At 66.9% G+C, this 14086-nt stretch carries 14 protein-coding genes, 1 other RNA gene and 1 pseudogene; 11 read left to right on the top strand and 5 right to left on the bottom strand.

Annotated features, from left to right (window positions below):
- Positions 1 to 6: 6 nt before the first annotated feature.
- Positions 7 to 654, bottom strand: a complete 648-nt coding sequence (locus tag QRM60_RS21020) for a DUF4198 domain-containing protein (protein WP_115557028.1) — start codon at positions 652 to 654, stop codon at positions 7 to 9.
- A gap of 273 nt (positions 655 to 927) precedes the next feature.
- On the opposite strand from QRM60_RS21020, the gene QRM60_RS21015 reads away from it, so the two are divergent.
- Both QRM60_RS21015 and QRM60_RS21010 read left to right on the top strand, forming a co-directional pair.
- Complete coding sequence (locus QRM60_RS21015; RefSeq protein WP_011035509.1) at positions 928 to 1446, top strand: c-type cytochrome; 519 nt, start codon at positions 928 to 930, stop codon at positions 1444 to 1446.
- 204 nt (positions 1447 to 1650) lie between these two features.
- Positions 1651 to 3369 (top strand): ExeM/NucH family extracellular endonuclease, encoded by a 1719-nt coding sequence (locus QRM60_RS21010; protein WP_192884045.1) that lies wholly within the window; start codon positions 1651 to 1653, stop codon positions 3367 to 3369.
- Between the two features lie 209 nt (positions 3370 to 3578).
- Here QRM60_RS21010 and QRM60_RS21005 read toward each other — a convergent pair whose 3' ends face one another.
- The gene (locus QRM60_RS21005) at positions 3579 to 3962 is read right to left on the bottom strand and encodes a MerC domain-containing protein (protein WP_285446977.1); all 384 of its coding nucleotides are present in this window, start codon (positions 3960 to 3962) and stop codon (positions 3579 to 3581) included.
- Positions 3963 to 4023: 61 nt separating this feature from the next.
- Here QRM60_RS21005 and QRM60_RS21000 point away from each other — a divergent pair, with 61 nt between their 5' ends.
- Positions 4024 to 5349, top strand: a complete 1326-nt coding sequence (locus QRM60_RS21000; RefSeq protein ID WP_285446976.1) for a GTP-binding protein — start codon at positions 4024 to 4026, stop codon at positions 5347 to 5349.
- A 42-nt stretch (positions 5350 to 5391) separates the two neighbouring features.
- Here the strand turns inward: QRM60_RS21000 and QRM60_RS20995 are convergent, their stop codons facing one another.
- Complete coding sequence (locus QRM60_RS20995; RefSeq protein ID WP_285446975.1) at positions 5392 to 6282, bottom strand: EamA/RhaT family transporter; 891 nt, start codon at positions 6280 to 6282, stop codon at positions 5392 to 5394.
- A 66-nt stretch (positions 6283 to 6348) separates the two neighbouring features.
- Between QRM60_RS20995 and QRM60_RS20990 the strand changes: the two genes are divergently transcribed.
- From QRM60_RS20990 to QRM60_RS20965, 6 genes are all read left to right on the top strand, one after another.
- The gene (locus QRM60_RS20990) at positions 6349 to 7011 is read left to right on the top strand and encodes an alpha/beta hydrolase (RefSeq protein ID WP_225043228.1); all 663 of its coding nucleotides are present in this window, start codon (positions 6349 to 6351) and stop codon (positions 7009 to 7011) included.
- 79 nt (positions 7012 to 7090) lie between these two features.
- Entirely contained in the window at positions 7091 to 8185 is a 1095-nt protein-coding gene (gene zapE / locus QRM60_RS20985) for a cell division protein ZapE (protein ID WP_014509389.1), read from the top strand.
- Entirely contained in the window at positions 8182 to 8862 is a 681-nt protein-coding gene (locus QRM60_RS20980) for a hypothetical protein (RefSeq protein WP_285446974.1), read from the top strand. Before zapE ends, QRM60_RS20980 begins: the two co-directional genes overlap by 4 nt.
- 284 nt (positions 8863 to 9146) lie before the next feature.
- Positions 9147 to 9608 (top strand): MarR family transcriptional regulator, encoded by a 462-nt coding sequence (locus tag QRM60_RS20975; RefSeq protein ID WP_285446973.1) that lies wholly within the window; start codon positions 9147 to 9149, stop codon positions 9606 to 9608.
- Positions 9609 to 9704: 96 nt separating this feature from the next.
- Positions 9705 to 10133 carry an organic hydroperoxide resistance protein gene (locus QRM60_RS20970; RefSeq protein ID WP_011035519.1) on the top strand — a complete coding sequence of 143 codons (429 nt, stop codon included), beginning with the start codon at positions 9705 to 9707 and terminating at the stop codon, positions 10131 to 10133.
- A gap of 19 nt (positions 10134 to 10152) precedes the next feature.
- On the top strand, positions 10153 to 11184 hold the full coding sequence (locus QRM60_RS20965) for an alpha/beta hydrolase (RefSeq protein ID WP_161962852.1): 1032 nt from the start codon (positions 10153 to 10155) through the stop codon (positions 11182 to 11184).
- A 4-nt stretch (positions 11185 to 11188) separates the two neighbouring features.
- On the opposite strand, the gene QRM60_RS20960 is transcribed toward QRM60_RS20965, so the two are convergent.
- A non-coding RNA gene (locus tag QRM60_RS20960) (sX9 sRNA) lies at positions 11189 to 11263 on the bottom strand.
- A 313-nt stretch (positions 11264 to 11576) separates the two neighbouring features.
- Here QRM60_RS20960 and QRM60_RS20955 point away from each other — a divergent pair.
- Positions 11577 to 12278, top strand: a complete 702-nt coding sequence (locus tag QRM60_RS20955) for an alpha/beta fold hydrolase (RefSeq protein ID WP_115005436.1) — start codon at positions 11577 to 11579, stop codon at positions 12276 to 12278.
- Between the two features lie 125 nt (positions 12279 to 12403).
- Here QRM60_RS20955 and QRM60_RS20950 read toward each other — a convergent pair.
- A pseudogene (locus QRM60_RS20950) lies at positions 12404 to 13284 on the bottom strand (DUF2884 family protein).
- A gap of 289 nt (positions 13285 to 13573) precedes the next feature.
- Between QRM60_RS20950 and QRM60_RS20945 the strand changes: the two are divergent.
- Complete coding sequence (locus QRM60_RS20945) at positions 13574 to 13990, top strand: hypothetical protein (RefSeq protein WP_042597834.1); 417 nt, start codon at positions 13574 to 13576, stop codon at positions 13988 to 13990.
- Positions 13991 to 14086: the final 96 nt, after the last annotated feature.

Genomic DNA, 14086 nt, shown 5'->3' with positions numbered 1-14086 from the left:
GCCGGATTACTCGGCCAGGAAGGTCAGCGTGGTGATGTGGTGCACCACCGACACCGGCTTGCCGGCGATCTCACGCTTCACCGGCTCCTTGTTGGTCACCACCATGATGTGGCGGCCCGCACGCAGCGTCGGCAGCGTCACCTGGCCCTGTGCATCGGAGGTCAGCGTCTTCTGCCACTTCTGCGGGTCGATCAGGGTGACCTCGGCCTTGGGCAGCGGCTTGTTGCGATACATCACCGTGAACGTCTTGCCGTTGGCGGTGGTGGGCACCAGCTCGAAGTCGAGTTTGGCGCTGGTGCTGCTGCGGCCGGCGCGCGCGTAGTAGCTCACCGTCTCGAAGGTCTCGCCTTCGCCCTTCCACGGCTCGAACACCGCATCGTCCTTCAGCCAGGCATCGCCGGCGCCGGACAGCGGCGCGGTCAGGTACTCACTGCCGCGCTGCAGGGCACCGGCCTTGCCGGCGGCGCCGAACACGGTCGGCTTGACCACGCGCTTGATTTCGTCCTGGCCATGGTCGAGGGTTTCCTGCGCCGGCTCACCGAAATAGATGCGGACCGGGCCGCTGCCGTCGCGCTCGATCCAGATCTCGTGGGCCTGCGCGGGGGACAGGCTGAGGCTGGCCGCGGCCAGGCAGGACAGCAGGAAGGATTTCATCGGACACCTCTTCGAACGCGGGAGTGAGCGCGCTAACCGCGCCATCAGTGGATGGGAATGATACGCAATTCCCGCAACCGAGACCAATGCACATGCGGCGCTGCGGCATTTTTCGAGCGGCCGCGAGCGTGTCGCAACCTTGGATGCAACGCGTGCCCAGTCATTGCAAGGGGTGTTGCACAGAGCGCGACGCCGGGCGCGCAGAGCGGCGCAAACTGTGCTCTATACTCCGGCGCTAGCAGAGGTCTTCGACCAACAGCCAGGGGTGAGCGCGTGCGGAATTACGACCTCGAGTTCCTGAAAAAATTCTCGATGGTGATTGGCTTGCTGGTAGTGATCACTCTGGGCTTGATCGCCCTGGCGGCCTATCTGCAACGTGCAGTCCCCGATGAAGTGTCGCCCACGGCCGCAAAGCGCCTGCAGCAACGCATTGCGCCGGCCGGCGCAGTCTATGCAGGAACCACTGGCGCCGCGGCGCAGGCCGCCGCCCAGGCTGCGGCACTGGCCAAGGCCTCGTCGCAATCCGCCTACGGTGGCAGCACCGACGGCAAGACCATCTTTGACAACCTGTGCACCGCCTGCCACACCACCGGCGTGGGCAAGGCGCCGACGCTGGACCACTCGCATTGGGACGCGCGCATTGCGCAGGGCAAGGACACGCTCTACAAGCACGCGATCGAGGGCTATACCGGCCCGGATGGCGGCATCATGCCGGCCAAGGGCGGCAACCCCGCGCTCACCGAAGAACAAGTGCGCGCCACCGTGGACTGGATGCTGTCCAACCTGAAATAGGGGCGTTCCGCGGCGAAGCGCCACGTGGCATCGCGCGCAGCATGCTTGGGCTAACGACAGCGGGTGCGTAACATTCGCTGCGGCGGTATGCGCACGCCGCGATGGCTGGCCCACTGGGTCATCTTGCCCCTGCCGTTGTCCTGCCTGCGCCGCCGTCCTGGCGGCGTTTGTGTTTGTCTTCCCTTGAACGTGTGGAGTGTCTCGATGCTGCGTTGTCCGCTTGTCGTGCTCGGCCTGATCGGCCTGCTGGCGCCCGTGTTGTGCCGCGCCGCCGAAGGCGCGCCACAGCGCCTGACCATTGCCGACGTGCAGGGCGAGGACACCCGCAGCCCGTTCGACGGCCGCCTGGTCGAGGTGGAAGGCATCGTGACCGCCGATACGCGCGTGGGTCTGGCGGGCCTGTTCGTGCAACAGCCCGGCACCGAGCCGCGGCGCTCGCACGGGGTGTTCGTGACCGGCGCTGGCGACGCGCAGGTGGCAGTGGGCGACCGCGTGCGGATCGTGGGCACGGTGCGCGAGGTCGGTGCCGGCGGCGACGCCAGCCTGACCACGCTGCAGGCCACCACGCTCGAGGTGCTGGCCAGCAATCAGCCGGTGCCGGTGCGCATGCTCAGCGGGCCGCCGGCCAATTGGGAAGCACTGGAAGGCGAGCACGTGCGCCTGGCCGCGGTCACGCTCAATGGCAGCGACCGCCTGGCCAGCAACGGCGAGCTGATCGCCGCCTTCGGTGGCCGGTTGTGGCAGCCCAGCGAAGTGGCCGCGGCCGGCACGCCCGCCTTCGCGCAGACCGAAGCCGACAACGCGCGCCGCCGGGTGTTGCTGGACGACGCGCGCAACGGCCGCACGCCGAAGGCCGTGTCCTACCTGCCGGCCGAGGCGAACTTACGTGTGGGCAGCCTGCTCAGGCAGGTCGATGGCATCGTCGATCAGCGCTACGACGGCCAGTACCGCATCCAGGTGCTGGCGCCGCTGACGCTGCCTGCACTGCCTGCGCCGGTGGCACCGCAGGTGGGCGGCGATCTGCGCATCGCCTCGTTCAACCTGGAGAACTTCTTCAACGGCAACGGGCGCGGCGGCGGCTTCCCGACCAAGCGCGGGGCGCGCACGCACGAACAGTTCCAGGCGCAGCTAGCCAAGCTGGTCGCTACCATCGTGCCGCTGCAGGCCGATGTGGCCGCGCTGATGGAGCTGGAAAACGACGGCAACGACGGCGACACCGCCGTGGCGCAGCTGGTGGCTGCGCTCAACGCCGCCGGCAAGGACAAGGATTGGCGTTTCGTGGACAGCGGCAGTGGCCCGGGCGACGACGCGATCCGCGTCGGCATCGTTTATCGCAGCACTCAGGTCACCCCGGTCGGCAAACCGGCCACGCTGACCGGCGGGCCGTTCGACAGCCATAGCCGGGTGCCATTGGCGCAAGCGTTCCGCAGCAGCCGCGGCGCGACCTTCGTGGTGGTGGCCAACCACTTCAAGTCCAAGGGCTGCGGCACCGCCAGTGGCGCCGATGCCGATCAGCACGACGGCCAGGCCTGCTGGAATGCCACCCGCACCGAGTCGGCCAAGCGCCTGCACCAGTGGCTGCAGAGCGACCCCACCGGCGCGCAGACCAAGCTGGCCGTGTTGCTGGGCGACTTCAACGCCTATGCGATGGAAACCCCCATGCGCAGCCTGCGCGCCAGCGGCTGGCAGGACGCCTTTGCCGTGGTCGGCGTGAAGCAGCCTTACAGCTACGTCTACGACGGCATGAGCGGCCGGTTGGACCACGCCCTGCTGAGCCCGGCGATGGCCAAGCAGCTGCGTGGCGCAGCGGAATGGCACATCAACGCCGACGCGATGGACGATGCCGGCTATGCCAAGCGCAACCTGCCAGGCCCGTGGCGCAGCTCCGATCACGACCCGGTGCTCTTGGGATTCGCGCTCTGAGCGCACTTCCACGCGCGGCAGCAGCGCGCGCTGGTGATCGCAAACGCTGTTCGATCACCCGCCGGCTGGGTTAGGCCAGCCCGCGGTGCGCCGCGGCCGGCACGCGTGCAGGCTTGCCCAGTGGACCTGCGTATGCGGGCGGGGAGCGGGGCGTCGCCGGCCCGGCCTTGCCGAGCCGCGGCGAGCCGATTGCCCAGGGCGTGCCGCGCTTAGCGGGCGCAATGCACATGACGGCGCAAGCGCAGGTTGACCAGATGGGCGCCGGCCAGCAGCAGGCTGCCGGCAACCGTGACCGGCGTTTCCAGCGCGGCGGTCAATAGCCCGCTGGCGCCCAGCACCAGCCCGGCCAGTCCGAACACCGCCAGCCCCCAGAGCGGTGCCGGCAACCGGTGGCGGCGATGGCTGCTCCAGAGCGCGTAGCCACTGAGCGGCACCGCGGCGGTGGCGAAGACTACATGCACCCATTCGGCTTGCTCCCAGCGCCCCAACAGCGGCAGCGCCGCCGCCAGCAGCGGCAAGGCCAGGCAGTGCAGCAGGCACAGGCTGGACAGGGCAATGGCCGAGCTGTCCAGCGCAGACGCAGAGGCGCGCATCAATCGTTCTCTGAAATGGCGAATTGTTATACAGTAACATTTCTAGCCACGAGAGTTCGCCATGCCTGTCCTCGCTCCCCGCGATTCGCGCCTGCCCGTCACCGTGTTGTCCGGCTTCCTGGGCGCCGGCAAGACCACTTTGCTCAACCGCATCCTGCACAACCGCGAGGGGCTGCGGGTGGCGGTGATCGTCAACGACATGAGCGAGATCAACATCGATGCGCAGCTGCTACGCGAGGGTGGGGCGGCGCTGCGGCGCACCGACGAGACGCTGGTGGAATTCAGCAATGGCTGCATCTGCTGCACGCTGCGCGACGACCTGCTGCAGGAAGTGAAGCGCCTGGCCAGCGAGCGCCGCTACGACTATCTATTGATCGAATCCACCGGCATCGCCGAGCCGATGCCGGTAGCGGCCACCTTTGCGGTGCGCGATGCCGACGGTTTCAGCCTGTCGGATATCGCCCGGCTGGACACCATGGTGACGGTGGTGGATGGCAGCCGTTTTCTCGAGGATTTCGGCTCTGCGGCCACGCTGGCCGAGCTCGGCCAGCAGGCCGGCCCGGACGATACGCGCGGGCTGGTGCAACTGCTCGGCGACCAGGTGGAGTTTGCCGACGTGCTGGTGATCAGCAAGTGCGATCAAATCGACACGCAACGTCTGCACCGCCTGCATGCCGTGTTGCGTGCGCTCAATCGCGATGCGGCGATCGTCGATGCCGCGCATGGCGAGGTGCCGCTGCGGCAGCTGCTGGACACCCGGCGCTTCGACTTCACCCGCGCGCAGCTGGCGCCGGGCTGGATGCAGGAGTTGCGCGGCCAGCACACGCCGGAGACCGAGGAATATGGCATCACCAGTTTCGTCTATCGTGCGCGCCGGCCGTTCCATCCGCAGCGCTTCGCACGCATGGTGCAGGACGGCCTGCCGCAGGTGATCCGCAGCAAGGGCTTCTTCTGGCTGGCCAGCCGCATGGACTGGGTGGGCGAATTGTCCAGCGTCGGCGGCGCGACCCAGACCACGGCTGCCGGCTTCTGGTTCGCCGCGCGACATCGTGTGGATGCGCAGATCATCGGTGAGGCACCGCAGATCCCGATCACGCCGCTGCCGTACACCGACATCGGCTGGCAACGTCAACAAGCCACCTGCTGGAGCGCACCGCTGCCGCAGCTGCACGAGGTGGGCGATGCCAGCGAATACGCCGCGATGCAGCGGCTGTGGCACCCGCTGTGGGGCGATCGCCGCCAGGAGCTAGCGGTCATCGGTGTGGAGATGGATACCCCGCGCACACGTGCCGCACTCGATGCCTGCCTGTTGAGCGACCAGGAACTGCGCCAGGGCCCGGCCCACTGGCAGTTGCTGGACGACCCGTTCCCGCATTGGGAGCGGTGACGCCCATGCACAACGCGTACGCGCTGCGCTGTCGCACCGCTGCTATAACGCCGAGCGCGAGCCCCAGGCAATCAGTGCGATGGCCAGCACCGCCATCGCCAGGCCCAGGCGGTTCCAGCGCGTGGTGCGTTCGCCGAAGACCACGATGCCTACCAGCGCACCCAATGCCACCACGCCGATATTCATGCTGGCGAAGACGGTCGCCGGGCTGTGCGGTAGCGTCTGGTGCGCGCGCACGTAAAACAGGATGTTGCCGAAGTTGAGTACGCCCAGCAGCACGCCCGCGGCGAGATTGCGCAGCTGCAGGCGATTGCCGCGGCGCAGGCGCACGCATTGCACGCACAGCAGCAACACGAACGCCAGCGCAAAGCACACCGTCAATGCCGTCAGCGACGGCGTGCCCGACAGTGCCAGCGATTTGAGCAGAATGTCGATCACCGCAAATCCCGCCCAGACACCGAGCAACCACGGCCAGGTGCGCGCTGCGGGTGCATTAACACTGCCGCTCACCACAGCAGCGCCTGCCCGCGGCCGCTGCACGATGGCGACGATCGCCAACAGGCCCACGCCCAGTCCGGCCAGCTTCCAGCCACCGGCGCGTTCGCCGAACACGGTAAACGCCGCCGCCAGCGACAACAGCAGCGACAGCCGCTGCGCCACGTCGGTGCGCACGATGCCGGCCACCCGCACCGAGCGTGCCAGCACCAGAAAAATGCCCGGCAACGCGACCGCCAGGCCCAGCAATGCCAGCCACGGTGTGTGCGCGGCGGTGAGGCTGGCAAAGGACGGTTTGAGGATGGCAACGGCCAACGCGCTGGCGGTGGCGTAGTTCCAGGTGATGGCCTGAAACACGTCGATCTGGCGGCGTGGCGCAAGCTTCAGCAGCACCGACACCAGCACACTGCAGACAACGGCAAACAACAAAAAATGCATGGGCAACACAACGATGTGTGCAGGCAGGGCGATGAACGCGGCCGGCGGGGCGGCTATTATGACCGTATGTCCAATCCCCCATTCCCCACCGAATCCTCGACGTTGGCGCTCGACGGGCCGGTCGGTCCGCTCGATGTGGCAGTCGACCTGGCCGAGCCGGACGTCACCGCGCAGCCGGTCACCGCCATCGTCTGCCACCCGCTCTCCACCGAGGGCGGCAGCATGCACAACAAGGTCGTGACCATGGCCACGCGCGCGCTGCGCGAGCTCGGCATCACCGTGGTGCGCTTCAATTTCCGCAGCGTCGGCACCTCGGCCGGCAGCTTCGATCACGGCGATGGCGAGCAGGACGATCTGCGCGCCGTTGCCGAGTGGGTGCGTGCACAGCGCCCGACCGACACGCTGTGGCTGGCCGGTTTCAGCTTCGGCGCGTATGTCTCGCTGCGTGCAGCCGCCGCGCTCGAACCGCAGGTGCTGATTTCGATCGCGCCGCCGGCCGGGCGTTGGGATTTCAGCGACGTGCAGCCGCCGGCACACTGGCTGGTGATCCAGGGCGATGCCGACGAGATCGTCGACCCGCAGGCGGTCTATGACTGGCTGGAGACGCTGGAACAGCAGCCCACGCTGGTACGCATGCCCGACACCAGCCACTTCTTCCACCGCAAATTGATCGACCTGCGCGGTGCGCTTCAGCACGGTGTGCGGCGCTGGCTACCGGCCACGCCCTGAGTGCGACAGCTTGCAGGCGCATTGCCAGACGGTGCGCCGTTGAACGGCGCCGGCTACGGCCGGCCCGCGGAGAAACACGATGAGTGAGATGACCCCGTCGCAGCGCTACGCCGCCGGCGTACAACGCGGCGACTGGCGCGCCGATCCTGCGCAGCAGGCGGCCCTGGCCGAGCTGGACCGGATCCACGAAGCACTGGTGGACAGCGCGCAGGACGGCTGGCTGGATCGGCTGTCGGCGTTCTGGAAAAAACCCGAGCCGGTGCGCGGGCTGTATTTCTGGGGTGGTGTGGGGCGCGGCAAGACCTTCCTGGTCGACCTGTTCTACGACGGCCTGCCGATCAAGCAGAAGTACCGCACCCACTTCCATCGCTTCATGCGCGGCGTGCATGAACGCCTGCGCGAGCATGCCGGGCAGAGCGACCCGCTGGCCAAGATTGCCCAGGAATGGCGCGAAAACCTGCGCGTGCTGGTGCTGGACGAATTCTTCGTCACCGACATTGGCGATGCGATGCTGCTGGCGCGCCTGCTCGAGCGCCTGTTCGCCGAAGGCGTGACCTTGGTAACCACCTCCAATACCGCACCGGAAAACCTGTACGCCAACGGCTTGCAGCGCGACAGTTTTCTGCCGGCGATCGGCTTGCTGCAGAAGTTCTGCGTGGAGCTCTACGCCGAGGGCACCGAGGACTACCGCATGCGCGCGCTGACGCGGTCGCCGGTGTACCGCGCGCCGCTGGATGCGCAGGCCGATGGCTGGCTGGCGCAGCGCTGGGCGGAGTTGAGCGGCAATGCCGAGGCGCGCAGCGGCAACATCGAGATCGAAGCGCGCAAGATCGCCGTGCGTGCGCGTGGCAAGAGTATTGCCTGGTTCGATTTTGCCGCGTTGTGCGAAGGCCCGCGCGGGCCTGCCGACTACATCGAGATCGCGCGTGAATTCACCACCGTGCTGTTGGGCGGCATCCCGCATTTCGACCGCATGAACGAAGACGCCGCCCGCCGCTTCGTCAACCTGATCGACGAGTTGTACGACCGCCACGTCAATCTGGTCTGCACTGCGCAGGACGCACCGCCGGCGTTGTACAGCGGCCAGCGCCTGGCCGGCGCATTCGAGCGCACCGCCTCGCGCCTGATCGAAATGCAGAGCGCCGAATATCTGGCAACCGCGCATCGCGCATGAGTGCGCACACGCGCCCTGCGCCGGGTCGCTACACGATCCGCATCAGCGAAGACGACTGCGGGCTGGGCCAGTTTGGCGGTGGCGCGTGGTTGAGCGATGCGGCGTTGTGGCCCAGCGATCCGTCGAACGGCCGGCCCATGACGCCGATTGTCATGCTGACCGATCTGTTCCTGCCCAGCGTCTGGTTGGCCGACGACATGGCTGTGACGGTCTTCGCGGCACTGGGCCGCGAAGGCGACGCGTACAACCGGACAGCGCTGCGCACGTTCACCATCCACCAGCAGAGCGAGCTCGAAAAAATCGACGCTGGCCATAGCAAGGTGGTGTTGCACCGACGTGCCGCGCGCGAACTGGTGCGCGACACGGTGATGCTCCCGCGGCATTTTGTGGGACTGCAGCCCTTCGACGAACGCGATGCTGAGGAAGAGGCCGAAGACGCCGACAACGGTGCGGGCATGAGCAAGCAGCTGGGCCGCCCGTGCTGGCTGCAAGATCCCATCCACGAGCATCCGCGTCATTACTTCCTTGCCCAGTTCGTCGAGTCGAACCTGCGTCAGCAGGACCCGGCCTACGATGGCCTCTTCGCCGACGGGACGGGCTACCTGTTTGCAGAACAGCGCGCGAAGGTACTGCACGAAGGCGATACGGCTGGGTATTTCTTCATCCAGTTCACCTGAGCCCAGCCAAGCCCGGGCACTCGGGCTAGAGCTGCGCCACTAATGCGGTGATAGCCATCCGCGCTGGCATCCTGCGAAAGACACAGGTGCGCCGACGCACTGCCACCGGATGACGGAGGGCAGGATGGTGCGGATGTGTGCCCCGATCCACAGCCCGAAGTTTTCCCGAACACAGACACAGGTCCAGTTCGCTTGCGGCCACGCCCCAGTAGCTGCGGCGAGCCCAATCCTTCATTCAGAAAAATCGCTTGCAATTAAATCGCGCGCTATGTAAATTGCAGCCCATGGACACCGCAACGCCCACCACTGATCGCACCAACGCCCTGCTGCAGCTGGACAGCCAGCTCTGCTTTGCGCTGTATTCGGCCAACCTGGCGATGCATAAGCTCTACCGCGGGCTGCTGAAGGATCTGGACCTGACCTATCCGCAGTACCTGGTGATGCTGGTGCTGTGGGAGAACGATGGCCGCAGCGTGTCGGAGATCGGCGAGCGGCTGTACCTGGATTCGGCCACGCTGACCCCGCTGCTCAAGCGGCTGGAAAGCGCCGGTCTGCTGACCCGGACCCGGGCCGAGCACGACGAGCGCCAGGTCATCATCGGGCTTACCGATGCGGGCCGCACGCTGCGCAGCAAGGCAGGCGCGGTGCCGGAACAGGTCTTCTGCGCCTCGGCCTGTTCGCTGGAGGAACTGCGTCAGCTCAAGCAGGAACTGGAAAAGCTGCGCACCAGCCTGGGCGCCGCCTAACCGAGCCCCGTCATTAATTGTTCTGCCGAATATGTAGTGCACGATTTAATAACTCGCTATTCAATGCGCAATCCGCGCTCACTCAGGAGAACCACCATGGCCTCACCCGAAAAAGTCCTCTACACCGCCCACGCCACTGCCACCGGTGGCCGCGAAGGCCGCGCCGTGTCGTCCGACAGCGCCCTGGACGTCAAGCTCTCCACCCCGCGTGAGCTCGGCGGTGCCGGCGGCGATGGCACCAACCCGGAGCAGCTGTTCGCAGCCGGTTATTCGGCCTGCTTCATCGGCGCGATGAAAGCCGTGGCTGCGCAGGACAAGCTCAAGTTGCCGGGCGAGATCAGCATCGACGGCAGCGTCGGTATCGGCCAGATTCCGGGCGGTTTCGGTATCGCGGTGGAACTGAAGATCGCCGTGCCGGGCATGGAGCCAGCCGAGCTGCAGGCGCTGGTCGACAAGGCCCACCAGGTGTGCCCGTACTCCAATGCCACCCGCGGCAACATCGACGTCACCCTGACGCTGGCCTGATCCTTTCCCGGATATCCCCATGAAACGCTACGCATCGTTGCTGCTGTTGGGCACGTTGGCGTCGGCAATCGGCGGCGCGCTTGCCGCGCCGACCGGTCCTGCCGCACCGGCCGCCTCCCCGAAAGTCCAGGCCCTCCTGGACGTCCTCAACTCCGCCGGCGGCAAGCCGATGGAGCAACTCACCCCGCAGCAGGCCCGCAAGGTGCTGGTGGACGCGCAGGCTGGCGCAACCCTGCCGGCCGCCGAGGTGACCCGCAAGACGATCACCGTCGACGGCAAGCCGCTCGGGCTGGTGGTGGTCAAGCCGCCGGGCAGTGCCGGCAAGACGTTGCCGGTGTTCATGTTTTTCCACGGCGGCGGTTGGGTGCTGGGCGATTTCCCCACCCATGAGCGGTTGATCCGCGATCTGGCGCGGGCCTCGGGTGCGGCGGCGGTGTATGTGGACTACAGCCCTTCGCCGGAGGCGCGCTATCCGGTGGCGATCCACCAAGCCTATGCCGCGACCAAATGGGTGGCTGCACATGGTGCCGAGATCGGCGTGGACGGCACGCGGTTGGCGTTGGTGGGCAACAGCGTCGGCGGCAACATGGCGGCCTCGGTCGCCCTGCAGGCCAAAGCGGCCGGCACTCCGGCCATCCGCTATGAAGTGCTTCTGTGGCCGGTGACCGATGCCGCGTTCGATAACGGCTCTTACCAGCAGTTTCAGCAGGGTTATTTCCTCAGCCGCAACATGATGCGCTGGTTCTGGGACAGCTACATCACCGACCCGGCACAGCGCCGCGAGATCTACGCCTCGCCATTGCAGGCCAGCGTGGAGCAACTCAAGGGCTTGCCGCCGACCTTGATCCAGACCGCCGAACTGGATGTCTTGCGCGACGAAGGCGAAGCCTACGGCCGCAAGCTCGACCAGGCCGGCGTGGAGGTCACCGTGACCCGCTACAACGGCCTGATTCACGACTACGGCTTGCTCAACGCACTCAGCGATGTGCCGGCCGTCCGTACCGCGATCCGTCAGGCCGGCGACGCGTTGCAGCAGCACTTGGCCGACTAAGAGCGGCTAACAAAACGTAGCGAGCAGTCGTCAGTTGGATGCGGACGGCGCGGAGGAACCGGAATGCACCTGGGTACATGCCGATTCAGAGCACCGGCCGCGCCCGCCTGGCGGCTGCGCAGCAATTTTGATAGCTGCTCTAAGCGCCGGTGTTGCTGGACTGTCAGGAGCACACATCCGCTGCAGCTGCAGTGGGCGTGCTGCATTCTGGTGTCTGCGCATCACCCATCCTCTGCGTGGCGGTGAACACACTGCGCGCGGTATGCCTCCACGTCGGCCGTGTGCTGGCAAGCGCGCACACACTCGCGGCACACTGATGCAATGACTGCAGCACTCGCACGCCAACCCGTTTCTTGCCTCTCTGCATTCGCCCTGTGCGGCGCGGCACGCAGATGAGCACCGATCGTCCCACGCTATTGCTGCTGCCCGGCCTGCTCAACGATGCCGAGTTATGGCATGCGCAACGCGCAGACCTGGCCGATGTGGCCGACTGCGTGGTCGGCGATCTCACGCACGGTGACAGCCTGTCTGCGCTGGCCACGCAGCTGCTCGCACAGATGCCACCACAGTTCGCCCTGGCAGGCTTCTCGTTGGGTGGCTACGTGGCGCAGGAACTCCTGCGGATCGCACCCGAGCGGGTGGAGCGGCTGGCCTTGCTGGACACCTCGGCGCGTGCCGATTCTCCCGAGCGGGCCGCGCAACGCCGCGCGCAGGAAGCCAGCGTGCGTGCGGGCAGCACCTTCGTCGGCTTTGGCGAGCGGCTGATGCGGCAGTACGTGCATCCCTCGCGCTGGCAGGATGCGGCGCTGCTGGCACGCGTGCGTGACATGACCCAGCGCCTGGGCGTGGAGGTGTTCCTGCGTCAGAACCGGCTGGAGCGCGAGGACGGACGCGCGCTGTTGCGTGCCTACACGCGCCCGGTGCTGGTGCTGTGCGGCCAGGACGATGTCATCACCCCGCCGGCGCTGCATGAGGAAATGGCGGCGCTGGCACCGCACGCGCAACTGGTGCAGGTGCCCGAGTGCGGGCATCTGTCGCCGCTGGAACAACCGCAAGCGGTGACGGCAGCATTGCGTGCGTGGCTGCTGGCCTGAGTACGGAGGCGTGTGCTGCGTGCTACGTGGTTCGCTGCAAGGCAGGAGCGCTGTCAGTGTCGCTGCGCGGATCAAGCCATCGAAGATATCAGCCGGTGCGCGTGCCGTGCCGAACCACGCGTCTGTCAGTGCCTCGCCGCAGCGATCACGCTGGCGCTAGCGGGTGCGTCGTCCTGACCCGGCGGCAGAGCGCGCGGCATCTCCGGCCGCGTCATTTCCAGCAGCTGCAATGGCTTGCCGTCGAAGCGGTAGTCCAGCGCCTGTTGCAGTGCGTACAGCGCCTGCACCTGGGTGCACAGCGCCTTCGCCTGGGCTTCCAGCACCTCACTGCGTGCGCGTAACTGCTGATCCATGCGGGCGTCCAGCTGGGCGCCGCGCCGTTCCAGCGCGTCGGGCGGCCGGTGACCACGGTCCACAGCACGCTGCGGGTGAGGCTACCGGCCAGCGCTTCGGCGGCGTGCTCCACGCTGGCTTCGAACCGCGCATCGAATAGTTCCTGCTCCCAGCGCCCACGCCCCAGGGTGCCCTCCACCTGGGCAAGCGCGGTGCCGCGCAAGCGCTCGACCTTGCGTGCCTGGCGGGCACTGCCGGTGAGCATCTGCACCACGCCACCGAGCGCATCGAAGCTCAGGTCCACCACCGAGCGCGCAATGGCGGTGACCGCCGGCATCAAGGCGCGGGTGCCGTGCTCGAGCGCACGCAGGCGCTGCGCATCGGCATCGCTGACCGGCTGCGGCCGGTGGTCCACATTCAGTTCGCCACCATGGAAAAAGATCTCCCGCGGTGCGCCCTGTTTGCGGCGCAGCCAGATGCCGCCGGTATCGGCCAACACGTCGTAGGAGGTACTGATGCCGCACTGCTGGGCCGATAGCTGCGGCGTGGGCGTGTCTGCCTGCGCGGCGCAGGCCACCAGCCACAGAAGCGGGAGCAGGAAAACGCTGGGACGCATCGGATGCGCTTCCGGGTCGGGGATTGCAGCATCGGGCAGTGGGCGCCGCCGCGCCATGGCCAGAAAGTCAGGGTGCCGACAGGAGGCCCGGCCAACGGTGGGCGTGAGACCAACGATCAAGGCGACCGGGCAGCCGCAAGGCGGGCGCGGCCGGCGCTTGGACCTTCATGGGATCCCCGTTCCTCCGTGCCGCCTGCACCGATAACGCCCGCCATGTTTTGTCAGCTGCTCTAAAGCGTGAACCGGGTCGAGCATCTGCGTCATGACATCGCGCAAACGACTGGATCACTGGATTCTCACGGCGTATGGTGTGAATTATGTTGCACAGCAGCATCGGAGCCCCGCAATGCTCGACTCACGCATCGAAAAGGTTGACCTGGCACTGACCGAGATCGCCCAGGACCCATCGGAGAAGGTGGCGCTGTGGCAATGGGCCTGCCGCGAAATGCTGCATGAGACGCTGATCGGCATGCACCAGCTCTCGCATCTGGCCGGCATCGCACGGCACGTGGCCAATGACTGGCGCGCACCGGTGGATGTGATCGCACCCGCGAAGCCCTACCTGGCGCCGTCGGCACTGGCCGACCGCCGCCTGCCGCAGGTGCTCGATGGCCTGGGCAGCACCCAGGACGACGCCGACCGCGCCAACCTGTGGCGGCTGCGCTACGCCAGCCTGATTGCCTCCACGCTGCAAGGCATGCAGGCGCTGGCCGAAAAGCACCGCATCGATCGCCAGGCGATGGCGATCAGCCAGTTGAATTGATCCACAGCAATAACGGTCGGCGCGCTGCGCCGACAGCTGTATTCCAGGCACTACGCATGTTGGCGAGTCAAACGCACGCGCAAGCCGCTAGAGCAC

The organism is Xanthomonas sp. fls2-241-TYG-148 (genome assembly GCF_030208815.1).
GTDB lineage: Bacteria > Pseudomonadota > Gammaproteobacteria > Xanthomonadales > Xanthomonadaceae > Xanthomonas > Xanthomonas campestris.
This window is presented reverse-complemented; position numbering and strand designations above follow the sequence as displayed.